The following is a 15,860-nucleotide window of genomic DNA, read 5'->3' on the forward strand; positions in this document are numbered from 1 at the left end:
ATAGAATGAAAAATTATAGAGAGAGTGTAGCGCCATTTGCAGATTATCAACAACTCATTCAAATGAATCCGTTTGACGCAGTCATTTGTTTGAGAAAAGTTGATAAAAAGGTGTTCGAGGTCGTTGATTTTAATGATAAGTTATTATCATTTATGGAGCTGCAAGATAAAGCAGCGACGAACGCTGAACGTTTTTTTACCAAGCAATGCTGGCTGCAGTTGTCGAATTTTCTAAACGAAGAAGACCATACACAGCATGTCCTGAAATTAGGTACCGGTTATTATGAACGAGCATTTGCTATTCATGTACAACATTTTTCTAAATCCATGGTTGCGGTTATTTTGAGAGAAACACAGATAGAAGATAAACCTTATTTACAATACGTGGAACAACATGTGAGTCCTGTGCTAACGGTCGATTTACAAGGCCGAATTATTCATCAAAACATGGCCGTTACGTCAGCACTTTCTAGAGAGCAGCAATGTCTAATGGGACGAGATATTTTTTCATTATTGGAAAGTAAGTATATGAAAGAATTTAAATTATTATTTGCTAAAACTATTGAAGGCTCAGCTTTTGGTATGCCGAAATGCTTGTTTAAGAACCAATTGCTAAGTAAAGAGCCTTTTTACTTAAGAACACACCCTACCTATTATAATGGTGAGGTTATAGGTGTCCATTTATTTGTAAAAGATGCAAATTCATTTATGAATGATCATGAGGCATTTTATTACCTAGCGCTAATGGATGAATTAACAGGTATTTGGAATCGTAAGGCATTCAAGGAGCATTGGCTACATCATCTAAACGACAAGAAACAAGAGCATAAGCAAGCAGCCCTTATTTTAGTGGATATAGATCGTTTTAAAAAATTTAATGAATCCCTAGGTGAAAGTAAGGGGGATGAGCTTATGCGTATGTTTAGCCAAAGGCTTAATGAACTGTGCTATTCAAAATGTGCCCTTTTTCGTTATAACAGCGATGAGTTTATCTTTGTACTAAAAGATGCGACTATTCAAAAAATTGAACATACCGCTAATGCCATTTTGGAAGTTTTAAAGCAGCCATTTATGATAGAAGGACAGGAATATTTTATTAGTGTTTCAATCGGTATCTCCCTTAGTCCAGCAGATGGCAAGGATTTAGAGACACTTGTAAGGAAGGCTGATAAGGCGTTATTTTCTGTTAAAGAGCATGGACGATCGCACTATCGTTATTATCGTGAAGATATGACGGCAATTTTCCCAAATGAAGCTTTAATGGAAGCACATTTACGACGTGCTATTGAATTTAATGAACTTAGTTTGCATCTCCAGCCACAGATGGACCTAACAAATAATAGCATCAATAGCTTTGAAGCTTTATTGCGATGGAATAACCGTAAATTTGGTTTTGTGTCACCTGCACAATTTATACCTATTGCGGAGGCTTCAGGATTAATTATTGAAATTGGTGATTGGATTATTGACGAGGTTTGTCGTCATCAAAATGAATGGCAATCGAAAGGGTATCGTCCTGTAAGAATAGCCATCAATATATCACCAAAACAGTTCAGAAAAGAAAACTTCGCACGAAAAATAAAAGCGGCATTAAAGAAATACGAGGTACCTCCAGAACTTCTGGAGGTAGAGATTACCGAAAGCTCTATGACAAATGTTCATGAGACATTTTCGATTCTTACGGAATTGAAGCAATTAGGGGTTTATGTGTCAGTAGATGACTTTGGAACAGGCTATTCTTCATTAAGCTATCTAAAGCGTTATCCAATCGATATTATAAAAATCGATCAATCGTTTATTAGAGATATCGCTAAAGATGACAAAAATGAGGCCATCATTAAAGCCATCATTTCGATGTCTCATAACCTAGGGCTAGAGGTAATTGCCGAAGGAATCGAAGAGCCCACACAAGTTGATTTTCTTAAACGTCATCATTGTCAAAAGGGACAAGGTTATTTGTATAATAAACCTTTACCCGTTGAAACAATTGTACAGAAATATTTCGTCAGCTAGTTAAAAAAGTAGCACTCATCATCATAGGATGAAGTGCTACTTTTTTTATTTGACGCTTTTGAGGCCGTTTAACACAATAGCTGTAAATCGATTCATCTCAGCGGCCAAGTCAAAGTCTTCACCGTGAATTAACCAATCATAAACATTGGCACGCATACAACGTTGTATGATGGCTTGCACTTCATGAGCTGATACATCATGTCTTAGTTCACCTTGTTGTAGCCCTTCCTCAATATATGTATTCATTATTTGAAAAATCCTGCGCTCGGGATTAATTAAGTAATGATCCTGTTTTACCTGATTTGTCATTGCAGCAGTATACACAGTGCGTAACAGGTCCTTTCCTACAACATTCGTTAAGTATTTCATTTGTTCTTGATAGACGAATAAAATTTTTTCACTTGCCGGTAATGTAGGGTCGATATTTTTTTCTACAGTGCTATAAAAATGATCCAGTTCTTTAAACTTTTCTAAAATAACATCATATTTAGATGGGAAATGTGTATAAAATGTACCCTTTGAGACATGACAAGCCTTTGTAATTTGTTCGACAGTAACATGTTCAAATCCGAATTTATTGAATAAATCTAAAGATGTTTTTAATAATTTATCACGAGTTTCTAATGCCTTCTTTTGTCTGTTAGTTAGAGATTCCATAGTGGCAGATTACCTCCGATAGTAAGTATTGTAAAATATTTTTTAAATTAAAAATTCTGAAAATATAAAATTTTTAATTGACGAGATGGATTTATTTTGATTATGATTTAATTGACCACAGTCACTGACCGAGGTCATTAAAGGTATCTCGTTATTAATGTTACGATAAAAAACTGTAGTTGGCTAGTGACCATCCAGCACTATTGCTGAATTTTCAAGGATTGGGGGATATCCAAATGAATAGAAAATTAGGTTTTATCGGGTTAGGAAATATGGGGTTACCAATGTCTATTAACTTATTAAAGGCAAACAATGAGGTGTATGGCTTTGATACAAATGTGGAGGCAGTGGAGCTATTTACAGAAGCTGGCGGTATAGGTCTTGCATCAGCAAAGGATGTTGCAATGCAATGTGATGTGATAATGACTAGCCTACCAACTCCTCAAATTGTAGAAATGGTGTATTTATCAAAGGAGGGCATTATACATCATGCTAAGAAAGGTGCCTTACTTATTGACTTTAGTACGGTCAATCCCGACTTAAATGATTCGTTACATAAAGAAGCAAGTACGTTGGGATTACGATATTTAGGGGCACCTGTAAGTGGAGGGGTCATAGGAGCTGTAAATGCTACCCTAACGATAATGGTCGGTGGTGACAAGGACGATTATGATAGTGCAAGTGAAATATTCGGAATAGTTGGAAAAAACATCTATCATCTAGGTTTATCCTCAAGTGTAGGTACACGTCTTAAATTATTAAATAATCTAATGATTGGGTTTTACACAGAGGCTGTAGCTGAAACGATTGTGCTTGGTGAAAAAATGGGGATTGATGCGGATACGCTGTATGAAGTATTAAGTAATAGCTACGGTCAAAGTCGGATTTATGAGCGTAACTATGAGGAATATATGAAAAATAATAATTATACACCTGGTTTTTCAACGAATCTATTATTGAAAGATTTGAAGTTAGCAAAGGGCATGGCTGATGAAGCTGGTGTATCTCTACGTATTGGGGAAAAATTGGTGGATCTTTATAGTGAGATTGCTCAGCAGGGCTATGGTGAAAATGATATGTCTGCAGCTTATTTAAGCTTAAAGGATACATGTAAAATAAAACAATTATAAGAGGAGGAAATGATGATGACGACAGCTCAAGAGGTAAAAACATTAACGCATTTTATTGGTGGACAGTTAGTTGAAGGGAAAAGTGGTAGATTTGGCTCTGTATACAATCCAACTACGGGTGATGTCATTGCTAGAGTGCCACTGGCAACAGTAGAGGAGACAAAAGAGGCAATCGAGCAGGCTCAAGCAGCCTTTCCATTATGGCGTGATACATCTGTGGCTAAACGTGCAGAAATCGTCTTAAAGTTCCGCAATCTTATAGCAGAAAATATGGAGGAGCTACTACAAATTATATGTAAGGAAAGTGGAAAAACGTTGGAAGATGCCAAAGGTGAAATTACACGAGGTCTTGAATCTGTTGATTTAGCCATCGGTGCACCACATCTCATGAAAGGGGAATACTCCGTTAATGTTGGAGGTCAAATAAACGCTTATTCCGCAAAATATCCACTTGGTGTGGTAGCGGCCATTTCACCCTTTAACTTCCCGATCATGGTGCCTTTAGCTCAAACGAGTATGGCCATCGCGGTAGGAAATGCTGTGATTTTAAAAGCATCTGAACGTGTACCAATGACTGCTTTATATGTTAGTGAGCTATGGAAAAAAGCGGGCTTACCAGATGGGATTTGGACAGTGGTGAATGGTGATAAAGATGCTGTCAATGAACTTTTAGAGAACCCAACTGTGCAAGCGATTTCATTTGTGGGCTCAACACCAGTGGCCAAGTATATTTATGAAACCGGTTCTAAGCATGGAAAACGTGTAACGGCACTTGGCGGTGGAAAAAACAATATGGTTGTCATGCCAGATGCAGATCTTGAACAAGTTGCAAACGCCTTTATAGGGGCAGCCTATGGGGCAGCATCTCAGCGTTGTATGGCGATATCCACAATTATGCCTGTAGGCAAAAATACTGCTGATCGTTTAGTGTCGATTTTAAAAGAGAAAATTACTAATCTAAAGGTAGGTCCATATACAAATCCAGATTCAGACTTTGGTCCAGTTATTTCTCAACAATCAAAAGAAGCAATACTCGCTGCCATTGATCGTGGACAATCTGAGGGAGCGTCCATTATTTGTGATGGTCGTGAGTTGGATATTGTTAAAGAGTCAAAAGGTTTCTATGTAGGTCCTACCCTATTAGATCATGTAAAGCCAGGTATGGAAATTTATGAGCAAGAAGTATTTGGACCTGCTCGTAATGTTGTACGCGTAGATTCTCTGGAGGAGGCTATTGAACTAATTAATAAGCATGAGCTAGGAAATGGTGTCACTATCTTTACAAATGATGGATTAGCGGCTCGTAAATTCACAACAGAAATAGACGTCGGCATGGTAGGAGTGAATGTACCAATTCCTATTCCAGTAGGCTACCATAATTTTGCTGGTTTTAAAGGATCTCGTTTTGGTGAAGGGCATATGTTTGGTCCAGATCAGGCGAGATTTTTTACAAAGACAAAGACCGTTTCAGAACGCTGGATGGTAAGTGATACATCCACTGCATCAACATTTGCATTCCCAAGCAATAACGATTAGTACCAACAAAGAGCTGTAGCGATATACAGCTCTTTTTCCAAAAAAATGGGGAGAGGTAGGGTGTACATGTTGGCGTACATTGGTCTTTTTGGTAGTTTAGCATTATTAGTGTATTTAACAATGAGAGGCGTTAATTTACTTATTTCAGCACCGTTAACTGCACTGTTAGCTGCTTTAACTAATGGTCTTGCGTTTTTTCCACAAACTGCTAATGAAAATCAAGCTAATTTTCTAACGAGCTATATGGATGGATTTACTGGTTTCGTTGGTTCTTGGTATTTAATGTTTATGGCAGGTGCTATTTTCGGGAAAGTTATGGAGGATACAGGAGCAGCTGATAGTGTTTCTAAATGGATTGTTGGAAAAATCGGGGTGAAATATGCAACATATGCGGTTGTATTAGCCGCAGCGGTCCTCACTTATGGGGGTGTTTCTGTTTTTATCGTTGCATTTTCTGTTTATCCGATGGCCATCAGTTTATTCAAACAAGCGAACTTTCCACGACGCTTTATCCCCGCTGCACTTGGTCTAGGCTCGGTCACTTTTACGATGACGTCAGCTGGCTCACCTGAAATTCAAAATTGGATTCCAATTCAATACCTTGGAACGACACCCTATGCAGGTTGGCAAGTTAGTATTATTGTCGCTATTTTTATGGCTGTTGGTGGTTCACTTTGGCTGAATTGGATGATTAAACGAGCTGTGAACAATGGGGAAATATTTATTGAACGCTCAACAGATCCAGTAATTGATGAAACGCGGAAGCTTCCTAGCCCACTTCTGAGTCTAATACCATTACTAGTCGTTTTAGTGATTTCTTTTGCTTTCCATAATTCGCTTGGAACTTCTGCTTTAATTGTCTCTTTGACAAGTGGTTGTATTGTCGCCTATTTAGTGAGTTACAAGTATGCCAAATCCGTTGGAACGACATTAGCAGCGGGAGCAATGGGTGCCATTATTGCCATTGCTAATACAGCGGCTGTAGTAGGGTTTGGTGGTGTCGTAAAAGCAACGCCATCCTTTTTAGCTACGGTAGATGTCATGACAAATATTCCTGGCAGTCCATTAATTGGGGGAGCCCTAGCGATTGCTGTCATTGCAGGTTTAACAGGTTCAGCATCGGGTGGTCAAACAATTGCAATGCCTTTGCTTGCACCTCACTATATTGACATGGGGGTAGATACAGAGGCACTGCATCGGACAATTGCCATTGCATCAGGATCACTTGATTCTTTGCCACATGGTGGTTATGTTGTCACTACCATTAATTCAGTCTGTAATGAAAAGCATAAGGACGCCTATATGCCATTTGGAGCGTTGACGGTTATTATTCCAACCATCGGTACAATAATTGCCATTATATTATTTTCAATAGGGATGTAGGAGGAATGTTGTATGCAAGGAAAAACAGTGTTCATTACAGGAGCAGCCCGTGGTATTGGTCTTTCGATGGCACAAGCATTTACCGAGCAAGGAGCCAATGTCGTAATTACGGATAAAAATGAACAGCTTTTAAAAGAGGCTGTTGAAAACAATCCTTCCTTAATGGCTTATTCATGTGATGTGACAGATGAAGAAGCCATACGAGAGGCAATTGAATGGACAATCGATCGCTTTACAACGTTAGATATTTTAATTAATAATGCAGGATTTCAACATGTCTCCCTTATTGAAGACTTTAAGACGGAAATTTTCGAAGACATGCAAAAAGTAATGGTCGTTGCACCATTTATTGCGATGAAATATGTATTACCTCATATGAAGAAAAATCAATTTGGTCGTATTATCAATATGGCCTCCATTAATGGTGTGATTGGATTTGCAGGTAAGGCAGGTTACAATGCGGCAAAGCATGGAGTCATTGGTTTAACGAAGGTAGCTGCGCTGGAAGTAGCAAAGGATGGAATTACGGTAAATGCGATTTGTCCAGGATATGTTGATACCGAACTAGTGCGCCATCAATTTAAAGATTTAGCGAAAACTAGAGGAATTCAAGTAGAAGAAGTACTTGAAGAGGTGCTCTATCCACTTGTACCTCAAAAACGCTTACTGGATGTATCGGAAGTTACAGGGCTTGCATTATATTTGGCGAGTGATTTAGCAAAAGGATTAACGGGTCAAGCTATTCTTTTAGATGGTGGCTATACAGCTCAATAGTGTAGGAGGGAAAAAGATGATTCAAACAAAAACAAGCTTTACCGTTCATTCACCTGGAACGATTGTGTATGGGCGTGATTCCTTTGAAGAGGTGGGCGAGTATGCGAAAAAACTCGGCACTAAAGCACTTATTATTAGTGATCCAATTATGGACAGCTTAGGCTTTGTGAAGCAATGTAGAAGCTTGTTAAACACATATGGAATAGAAGCGGTTCCATACTTAGGGGTAGTAACTGAACCGGATGACACGTATGTAGAGGAAGGGCTACATCTTCTTCAGCAGGAAGGTTGTGATGTTATCATTTCTGTTGGAGGTGGAAGCTGTATTGACACAGCAAAGGCAATTGCAGTGGTGGCTACAAACGGTGGCTACATAGGAGATTATATGAAAATGGCAAAAATGGCAGAGCAAGTGCCAATCCCACATATTGCTATTCCAACGACAGCTGGAACAGGTTCAGAGGCAACAGATGCCACTGTTATTACCAATACAAAGAGTGAAGTCAAAATGATGATTAAGCAGCCTGCCTTTATGCCAACGGTTGCCATTGTTGATCCTATTTTAACGATTACATCACCACCTGCGATTACTGCAGCTACAGGGATTGATGCCTTAAGCCATGCCATTGAAAGTTATTTGTCCCGTTTAGCCCATCCATATTCAAATGTACTTGCTCTTTCTGCCATGGATTTAATCGTCCATAATATTTTGAGAGTTTATGAGCAAGGGGATGATGTAGATGCGAGAGAAGCTATGTCATTAGGTTCCATGCAGGCAGGTCTATCTTTTTCTAATGCCTCGGTTGCATTAGTACATGGAATGTCTCGTCCAATAGGTGCGTTATTCCACGTACCCCATGGTATTTCCAATGCGATGCTTTTACCAGCGGTTTTAGAATTTTCTAAAGAAGCTTGTATAGATCGGTTAGCAGTTTTAGGCGAGTTCTTTCATGAAAAGAATGGAACACTATCACAAGAGGACCTTGCTCAGTTGGCGATTTCCTCCATTAAGGAAATGTGTAAACGAATGAATATTGGAAATTTAAAACAGTGGGGGATAGAGGAAGGAGCGTTTTATAAGGCCATCCCTAAAATGGCTGAAGACGCAATTGCAAGTGGTAGTCCTAGCAATAATCCAAAGATACCAACAAAAGAGGAACTAATGGAGTTATATCATACAGCTTATACTTATGAATTCTAAAAAATTTCCGAGCTATTCATCCATGTGGATAGCTCTTTTATGTTTTTATAGAAAATAAAAAGAGCAATTGGCAGAATTAATATGACAGTTTCGAGAAAATATAGTAAAATTTTAATGAATAACCATTCATTTTTGACAAAGGGGGAAATGGAATGTTGCAGGGGAAGACAATTATAATTACAGGTGGATCAAGTGGGATGGGTCTTTATATGGCGAAGCAATTTGTTGCTGAAGGAGCAAATGTTGTCATCACAGGGCGCAACGAAGAACGTTTAGCAGAGGCAAAAAAGTTTATTGCAGAGGCTGGCTCAACGATTGAAACTTTCCAAATGGATGTACGAGTACCAGAACACGCCGAGGCGATGCTAGCATTTACTGTTGAAAAATTTGGACAGGTTGATGGTCTTGTTAATAATGCGGCTGGTAATTTCATAGTACATGCTGAGGATTTAACACCTAATGGCTGGAAGGCAGTAGTAGATATCGTGTTAAATGGTACGTTCTTCTGTTCTTCAGTTGTAGGTAAATATTGGATTAAAAATAATATTAAGGGCTCTATTTTGAATATGGTTGCTACTTATGCTTGGAATGCAGGAGCTGGGGTGGTCCATTCAGCTGCAGCAAAAGCGGGAGTATTATCATTGACGAGAACATTAGCAGTAGAATGGGGGAAGCAGTATGGTATTCGCGTCAATGCAATAGCACCAGGGCCAATTGAACGAACAGGTGGTGCTGATAAGCTTTGGGAATCTGAAGCAGCTGCTGCGCGTACATTGGATTCTGTTCCACTTGGACGTACGGGTACTCCTGAGGAAATAGCTGATTTAGCTACATTTATGATGTCTAATAAGGCAAGCTATATGAATGGAGAATGTGTGACACTGGATGGTGGTCAGTGGCTCAATCAATATCCATTCTAAAAATGTTTGCATAATGAAGAGCTGGATTGACGCATACTAAGGGCAAAGAAAGGAGTTTTGACAATGGGTATGTGGTTAATACCAGCTCTAATTGCCATCGTAATTATTTCTGTTATTTCGTTTGTATCCACGTTGAAAATTGCAAAGATGACTTCTGAACGGGAGTCTGAAAAGGATACGCCGATTTCAGAAACGGTCGAAGAGTATGCAACGATGCTCAATCCGATCGTATGGGTATACGGAATATTTTTACTTTTTTTAGGGATCATGATTTTTTATTACTGGAGTAAGGTTGGCTATTAGAAATGACTCATCCTCAATCAGTGATGAAATACTGAACTGATTGAGGGTGTACTTAGTTTTTGTTGAATAGCTCAAAAAAATTCGTTATTCCTGAAAAACTCTTCCCGTCCTGATCATGGTCAGACATAGAAAAGTTGTGATATGATGAAAGGGAAGGACTGTTCTGCACAGCCAGAACAGAAAAGGAGAAGAAGTTCATGATTTCAACTAACAGCAAAGACTTATTAGCAATGCCAATTAGTGATTTTATCATTTCCTCTGAAAAAGTTGCGCATGTACAAAGTGGCAATAGTGCTGAGCACGCACTACTTGTACTAACGCGTACAGGATATTCGTCCATACCTGTATTAGATTTGAAATATCGACTTCAAGGTTTACTGAGCATGAAAATGATAACGGAATCGATTCTAGGGCTCGAGCATATTGAGTATGAAAAGCTTCCTGATATTAAAGTTGACTCTATTATGGAAAAAGAGATCGCTGTATTAAAGTTGTCAGATACATTTCAGCGAGCTTTGGATTTAGTCATTAACCACGCATTTTTATGTGTAGTGGACGAAGATGGTACTTTTGCAGGGATATTAACAAGACGTGTTATTTTAAAGCAATTGAAAAAATATATTTATCAAAAAGAGTAGTAGTTTAAGAGGGAGCTCATATGAAAATCATGAGGCCCTCTTTGCTTGTAATTGGAGGTTTACAGATTGATGGCAACAGAGGCAGAGATTTTAAAAATTTTAGCTGAAGAACGCAATATGCGGAAGGCAGCTGAACGTCTATTTCTATCCCAGCCAGCCCTTTCCCAACGTTTACAAACGATTGAAAAGGACTGGGGTGCACAATTATTTATTCGTTCACAAAAAGGTTTAACAGCAACACCTGCTGGTGAACAGGTTATTGCTTATGCAAAGGAAATGCTAGCCAAAAAGGAAGAAATATTTGAAACGATTCAATCCTTAACGACAAAGGTAAATGGAACCTTGAAAATTGCCTGTGCGTCTATTGTTGGTCAAAACTGGTTGCCTAAAATACTGAAGGAATTTGTATCTAAATATCCCGATGCAAAAATATCACTTATGACCGGCTGGAGTTCTGAAATTGTGAAAGCTCTTTATGAGGGCGAGGCACATATTGGAATTGTACGAGGTCAGGTAGATTGGAAAGGGGAAAAGATTCACCTTTTCAGAGACACCCTTTATTTGGTGGATAAAGAGGTGAAGACAATTGAAGATGTGCTGACAACAGATCGTCCTTTTATTCAATATAAAAGTGACTCGAACTATTATCAGGAAATTCAACAATGGTGGCAACAGCACTTTGCCTCCAATCCAAGAAAACAAATTTTAGTCGATCAGATAGAAATTTGTAAACAGATGGCTTTAAATGGGATAGGGTATGCTATACTACCGTCCATTACATTAAATGACCATGATGAAATTCATAAAATACCTTTAACAAACGATGAAAAGGAATTTGGAATTACACGCGATACATGGCTCATAGGCTATGAATCATCTTTTGAATTGCGACAGGTAGAAGCATTTGTAGAAGTAGTGCAAGACCATGCGCGTTGTTTGTTTGACTATACAAAATAAAAAATAAGACAATTCCAGTCTATTAGGGGATTGTCTTTTTCGTTTTAGCTCGGTGATTTCTTAAGAGTTTATGAATATTGATGAAGATATCATAAGAAATGGAACAAAATGCAATTTAAATCGTATAATTATGTAACCATCTACTTACATAAAAAGGGGTTGAGCTTTTGAAAAAGACAAAAATGACGGCACTGACCTTATTAGTTATGCTGATGATGAGCTTTCTGCTGCCTTCCACACAGGCGCAAGCAGCTGCACCATTAGAGGTCAAAGCAACAGCAGGTATTTCAGGGAAAGCTAAATATCAATCAGTTGTGCCATTACAAGTGACAGTGAAAAATAACGGTGCAGATTTTTCTGGAGATATGGCAATAAATTCTTCAAATTCTTATGAAGCAGCATCCGCACTTGTCGTTCCAATTGATATTGCAGCAGGAGAAGAGAAGACATTTACCTTCTATCTAGATGGTTTAGCTGACAATGGATATTCGGACGCAGATTTATTTGCCTTTTATGAAGGGAATATTGAAAAGGGAAAAAAGATTGCCTATAAGGGGACCAAGCGCCTACAATCCAATTTTTTAGATCCTACATCAACATTTGTCTATACATTAACAGAAAAAAGTGATCGACTATCAGCACTTTTACGTTTATCATCATTTGTTCCTCAAAACAATGTGGAAATATTTAACATCAATCAATTAAAGGATTATACATTCCCAGAAGATGAACAAGGACTTGCCATGGCAAACGTCATCGTCGTAGATGAAGTAGCAATAGCCGACTTAGCGCAAAAACAACAAGAGGCATTGCTGAAATGGGTACAAGATGGGGGTACATTACTTTTAGGCGCTTCTGATCAAATAGATGCCACAGCAGGAGTTTTTAAAGATTATTTACCAATGTCATTATCACAAGAAATGACATCTATCTCTGCAGAAACATTAACAAAATTATCGGGCGGTGGTATTTTTACGCAGCCAATTTCGATTCATACAGCTACTAATCATAAAGAAAGTTTACCGGTATTAACGGAGAATAATGTAGTCCTAGCCTCGAAGAAAAAAATTGGCAGTGGTGAAATTATTCAAACAGCCTTTTCTTTGGGGGATCAGCCGCTCGCTTCAATGGATGGCTATGCAGCCCTCCTAGCAAAGATAATTGATATTCAAAGTATTTCACAGCAAGGAATGATGAGTCAGGGACAATCCCCACTCGATCAAATCTCTTATGAGCTTCGTAACATAAATGAATTATTCCCGTCCTTTGAAGTTTCCGTAAGCTATATGCTTATCGTCATTATTCTTTATATTATCATCATTGGTCCAGTTCTTTATTTTGTCCTGAAAAAGATAGACAAGCGGGAGCATGCATGGTGGATTATTCCGGTATTCTCAATCGTTCTTTCGATTGGTCTTTTCATTGTTGGTGCAAAAGACAGAGTTGTTCAGCCACAAGTACAACAATCCGCATTTTATAAGGTCAATGAGGATAGTAGTTTAAATGGATATTATGTTGAATCCATCTTAACGAATCGTAGCGGGGATTTTATCGTGAATACGGATAAAAACACAACAGCTGTTGCGATGAGAAATTATAATAATTTCACGGGTACAGTGGGTGATTTACATGAATCTTCTTATATTAAGGAAAATGCCAACGGTTCAACGTTAACATTACGTGATTTAAATTATTGGTCTGTTCAATCATTTGGAGGGAAAACATCTGCTCAGAATATTGGCAAAATGGATGTTGATATAACGTTGAAAAATGAGAAGCTAACTGGAACAATAAAAAATAATTTTCCATTTGAATTAAAAGACGTCACTTTAATCTCTGGCGTGAAAGAAGTAAAACTGGGTGATATTAAAGCAAACGGCACCTTACAAGTAGACAAGGAAATGAAGACAACAGTACTGCAAAAGCCATCTGTTTTTAATAGTTATAATTATAGTTACCCATCTCAGAAGGATGAGGTAGATCCAATGCGTGTTGAACGAATGAAAACATTAGCATTGCCACTTGTAGAGAATGATAGACAGCCAATACTGACAGCATGGACGGACCAAGCGATTGTAGGGGCTGAACTTGAAACAAGTGCAAATATGTCTCCACTTACAATGCTTGTTCAACCGTTTAAAGGGAAAGTGGAACTATCAGGACCATTTACAATGAAACGTAATAATTTCACGTACTCATTAAACTCACTATCGGCGAGTGGATACTTCGATAAAATTGATGAGGAATTAAATAACTGGTATCTATCTGATGGTTTATACGAATTAACAATGGCAATGCCCGATCAATTTATGGACGCTGTGGAATCACTTAATGAACTAACTATTTCTAATAAGGATGTTAAGCGTATGCAGCTGTCGATATGGAATAATACGACGAATATGTATGAGCCACTTGTGGATACAAAGCAAGTGTTTACAAATAACATTAAAAATTATATTAATCAAGATAGTGAAGTTCGACTAGAAATTAAATATGGCCCAGATCCAACTGGCGAACAAACGAAATTACCTGAAATAGAGCTGAAGGGAGTGGCAAAATAATGATTGAAATTCGTGACTTAACGAAAAGATATGGCTCCTTTACGGCACTGGATCATTTAAATTTGTCCTTAGAAGAAGGCATCGTGTTTGGCTTTGTTGGTGCAAATGGAGCAGGTAAATCAACAACATTTTCTATTTTAGCGACACTATTGTCACCAACATCAGGTGATGCGTTGATAAACGGTAAAAGTGTCGTCAAGGAACCGAAAGAAGTACGCAAGCAAATTGGTTATATGCCTGATTTCTTTGGTGTCTATGATCAGTTAAAAGTAGATGAATATTTAGATTTTTATGGAGCTAGCTATGGTATACAACTGGCAGAACGCCAAGTGCTGATTCCACAGCTATTAGAACTTGTCAATTTAACGAGTAAACGTTATGAATATGTAGATTTATTATCGCGTGGGATGAAGCAACGTTTATGTCTTGCCCGTGCACTTATTCATGATCCTAAAGTATTGATTTTAGATGAACCAGCATCTGGATTAGACCCTCGCGCCCGTGTGGAAATGCGAGATATTTTACGGAATTTAAAGTCTATGGGTAAAACTATTTTAATTTCTTCTCATATTTTGCCGGAGCTAGCTGAAATGTGTGATGAAATTGGCGTCATTGATAATGGCAAATTAATTGCACATGGAAATGTTGCTGCCATTCAGGCACAGCTACAGGGAGAAAAGCGTATTGTAATGAAAGTGACAGATCGTATAAACGAAGTACGTGCATATTTAGAAGAAGATCCCCATATTTCGTCTATTGATGTCCTTGAGCATCGTCTTGAGATAGCCTTTAATTATCGTGGAACAGATGCAGAACAGGTGGCATTACTGAAAAAGGCCATACTTGCCGATTTACCAATTTATGCGTTAAGTGAGGAAGAAAAAGATTTAGAGGATGTCTTTATGGCGATTACGAAGGGAGCGGACAGTCAATGATGGAAAGATTTTATAATCCAGTATTTGTGAAAGAGTTAAAGTTACGATTCCGTTCTTTTAAAAGCTTCTCAGGGTTAATGTTTTACTTAGCAGTACTTTGTATTTTCATTGCAGGCTTTTTATTGCTGACAACTGAATTTACTGGCAAAGGATTTTTTAAACCAGAAACAAGTTTTATGATGTTTGCTGTATTAACGATTTTACAAATGGCATTAGTTCTATTCATTACACCAAGCTTAACAGCAGGAGCTATCAGTAGTGAGCGTGAAAAACAAACCTTAAATATTTTGCTAACAACGACACAAAGCTCTACACAAATTGTCATTGGAAAATTATTATCGTCCGTGTCATTTCTAGTTTTAATGCTCGTAGCAGGATTACCATTATATAGTTTAGTGTTCCTATTTGGTGGAGTTTCACCTTCTCAGCTTATTTCTATATTTTTATTTTATTTAGTTACTGTTGTAGCAATAGGTAGTATTGGCGTCATGTTTTCAACAATTACGAAAAAAACAATAGTTGCCATGATTGCCACATATGGATCTATTATCTTTTTAGGCGGGATTACAGCATTCTTCTTCTTTTTAACAATGGCTTTCCATCAAATGGGTAATGCCGTTGGTGCAAGTACCTCCTTTATGACTTATTTTTGGGCTTCAATTAATCCAGGTGCCCTAATGCTGACGCTGATTTCACCGGATATGGGCAATGCGTTAGCTGAGCTTTCAGGAGTGGAACTACCCGTATGGATTACTTATTTAATTGCTTATGTATTGATTATTGTACTTTGTTTAACGATTGCGATAAAAAAATTACGTGCCAACATGAAAAGTAACCGATGAGGAGGAATTAT

General features: G+C 38.0%; 14 protein-coding genes. 13 read left to right on the top strand and 1 reads right to left on the bottom strand.

Translation table 11 applies throughout. The features are described from left to right. Nucleotides 1–5 precede the first annotated feature (5 nt). Entirely contained in the window at nt 6–2,012 is a 2,007-nt protein-coding gene (locus KVT27_RS01130) for a putative bifunctional diguanylate cyclase/phosphodiesterase (protein WP_036123535.1), read from the top strand. A gap of 45 nt (nt 2,013–2,057) precedes the next feature. Here the strand turns inward: KVT27_RS01130 and KVT27_RS01135 are convergent, their stop codons facing one another. Beyond that, complete coding sequence (locus KVT27_RS01135; RefSeq protein ID WP_036147268.1) at nt 2,058–2,669, bottom strand: TetR/AcrR family transcriptional regulator; 612 nt, start codon at nt 2,667–2,669, stop codon at nt 2,058–2,060. 236 nt (nt 2,670–2,905) lie between these two features. On the opposite strand from KVT27_RS01135, the gene KVT27_RS01140 reads away from it, so the two are divergent. From KVT27_RS01140 to KVT27_RS01195, 12 genes are all read left to right on the top strand, one after another. Then, entirely contained in the window at nt 2,906–3,799 is an 894-nt protein-coding gene (locus tag KVT27_RS01140; protein ID WP_217580513.1) for an NAD(P)-dependent oxidoreductase, read from the top strand. Nucleotides 3,800–3,814: 15 nt separating this feature from the next. Then, nucleotides 3,815–5,335 carry a CoA-acylating methylmalonate-semialdehyde dehydrogenase gene (locus KVT27_RS01145; protein WP_150908186.1) on the top strand — a complete coding sequence of 507 codons (1,521 nt, stop codon included), beginning with the start codon at nt 3,815–3,817 and terminating at the stop codon, nt 5,333–5,335. A gap of 66 nt (nt 5,336–5,401) precedes the next feature. Next, the gene (locus tag KVT27_RS01150) at nt 5,402–6,718 is read left to right on the top strand and encodes a GntP family permease (protein WP_217580515.1); all 1,317 of its coding nucleotides are present in this window, start codon (nt 5,402–5,404) and stop codon (nt 6,716–6,718) included. Nucleotides 6,719–6,730: 12 nt separating this feature from the next. Then, complete coding sequence (locus KVT27_RS01155) at nt 6,731–7,492, top strand: 3-hydroxybutyrate dehydrogenase (protein ID WP_150908081.1); 762 nt, start codon at nt 6,731–6,733, stop codon at nt 7,490–7,492. 16 nt (nt 7,493–7,508) lie between these two features. After that, nucleotides 7,509–8,693 (top strand): iron-containing alcohol dehydrogenase, encoded by a 1,185-nt coding sequence (locus tag KVT27_RS01160; protein ID WP_208704660.1) that lies wholly within the window; start codon nt 7,509–7,511, stop codon nt 8,691–8,693. Between the two features lie 152 nt (nt 8,694–8,845). Then, nucleotides 8,846–9,613 (top strand): 2,4-dienoyl-CoA reductase, encoded by a 768-nt coding sequence (fadH, locus tag KVT27_RS01165; protein ID WP_150908079.1) that lies wholly within the window; start codon nt 8,846–8,848, stop codon nt 9,611–9,613. Nucleotides 9,614–9,676: 63 nt separating this feature from the next. Beyond that, a complete protein-coding gene (locus tag KVT27_RS01170) occupies nt 9,677–9,916 on the top strand; it encodes a hypothetical protein (RefSeq protein ID WP_036123559.1) in 240 nt (79 codons plus the stop codon). Nucleotides 9,917–10,113: 197 nt separating this feature from the next. Further along, nucleotides 10,114–10,554 carry a cyclic-di-AMP-binding protein CbpB gene (gene cbpB, locus KVT27_RS01175; RefSeq protein WP_008174114.1) on the top strand — a complete coding sequence of 147 codons (441 nt, stop codon included), beginning with the start codon at nt 10,114–10,116 and terminating at the stop codon, nt 10,552–10,554. 69 nt (nt 10,555–10,623) lie between these two features. Next, on the top strand, nt 10,624–11,511 hold the full coding sequence (locus KVT27_RS01180; protein ID WP_008174113.1) for a transcriptional regulator CcpC: 888 nt from the start codon (nt 10,624–10,626) through the stop codon (nt 11,509–11,511). A 167-nt stretch (nt 11,512–11,678) separates the two neighbouring features. Beyond that, the gene (locus tag KVT27_RS01185; protein WP_036123562.1) at nt 11,679–14,072 is read left to right on the top strand and encodes a hypothetical protein; all 2,394 of its coding nucleotides are present in this window, start codon (nt 11,679–11,681) and stop codon (nt 14,070–14,072) included. Then, complete coding sequence (locus KVT27_RS01190) at nt 14,072–15,007, top strand: ABC transporter ATP-binding protein (RefSeq protein ID WP_036123563.1); 936 nt, start codon at nt 14,072–14,074, stop codon at nt 15,005–15,007. Before KVT27_RS01185 ends, KVT27_RS01190 begins: the two co-directional genes overlap by 1 nt. Continuing rightward, on the top strand, nt 15,004–15,849 hold the full coding sequence (locus KVT27_RS01195) for an ABC transporter permease (RefSeq protein ID WP_036147274.1): 846 nt from the start codon (nt 15,004–15,006) through the stop codon (nt 15,847–15,849). Before KVT27_RS01190 ends, KVT27_RS01195 begins: the two co-directional genes overlap by 4 nt. Nucleotides 15,850–15,860 lie beyond the last annotated feature (11 nt).

The organism is Lysinibacillus sp. GbtcB16 (genome assembly GCF_019091145.1).
Taxonomy (GTDB): Bacteria; Bacillota; Bacilli; order Bacillales_A; family Planococcaceae; genus Lysinibacillus; species Lysinibacillus fusiformis.

Bases quoted from the DNA above. Each gene is read 5' to 3' on its own strand.
- KVT27_RS01130 (WP_036123535.1), top strand. From the start codon at position 6: ATGAAAAATTATAGAGAGAGTGTAGCGCCATTTGCAGATTATCAACAA.
- KVT27_RS01135 (WP_036147268.1), bottom strand. From the start codon at position 2,669: ATGGAATCTCTAACTAACAGACAAAAGAAGGCATTAGAAACTCGTGAT.
- KVT27_RS01140 (WP_217580513.1), top strand. From the start codon at position 2,906: ATGAATAGAAAATTAGGTTTTATCGGGTTAGGAAATATGGGGTTACCA.
- KVT27_RS01145 (WP_150908186.1), top strand. From the start codon at position 3,815: ATGACGACAGCTCAAGAGGTAAAAACATTAACGCATTTTATTGGTGGA.
- KVT27_RS01150 (WP_217580515.1), top strand. From the start codon at position 5,402: ATGTTGGCGTACATTGGTCTTTTTGGTAGTTTAGCATTATTAGTGTAT.
- KVT27_RS01155 (WP_150908081.1), top strand. From the start codon at position 6,731: ATGCAAGGAAAAACAGTGTTCATTACAGGAGCAGCCCGTGGTATTGGT.
- KVT27_RS01160 (WP_208704660.1), top strand. From the start codon at position 7,509: ATGATTCAAACAAAAACAAGCTTTACCGTTCATTCACCTGGAACGATT.
- fadH (WP_150908079.1), top strand. From the start codon at position 8,846: ATGTTGCAGGGGAAGACAATTATAATTACAGGTGGATCAAGTGGGATG.
- KVT27_RS01170 (WP_036123559.1), top strand. From the start codon at position 9,677: ATGGGTATGTGGTTAATACCAGCTCTAATTGCCATCGTAATTATTTCT.
- cbpB (WP_008174114.1), top strand. From the start codon at position 10,114: ATGATTTCAACTAACAGCAAAGACTTATTAGCAATGCCAATTAGTGAT.
- KVT27_RS01180 (WP_008174113.1), top strand. From the start codon at position 10,624: ATGGCAACAGAGGCAGAGATTTTAAAAATTTTAGCTGAAGAACGCAAT.
- KVT27_RS01190 (WP_036123563.1), top strand. From the start codon at position 14,072: ATGATTGAAATTCGTGACTTAACGAAAAGATATGGCTCCTTTACGGCA.
- KVT27_RS01195 (WP_036147274.1), top strand. From the start codon at position 15,004: ATGATGGAAAGATTTTATAATCCAGTATTTGTGAAAGAGTTAAAGTTA.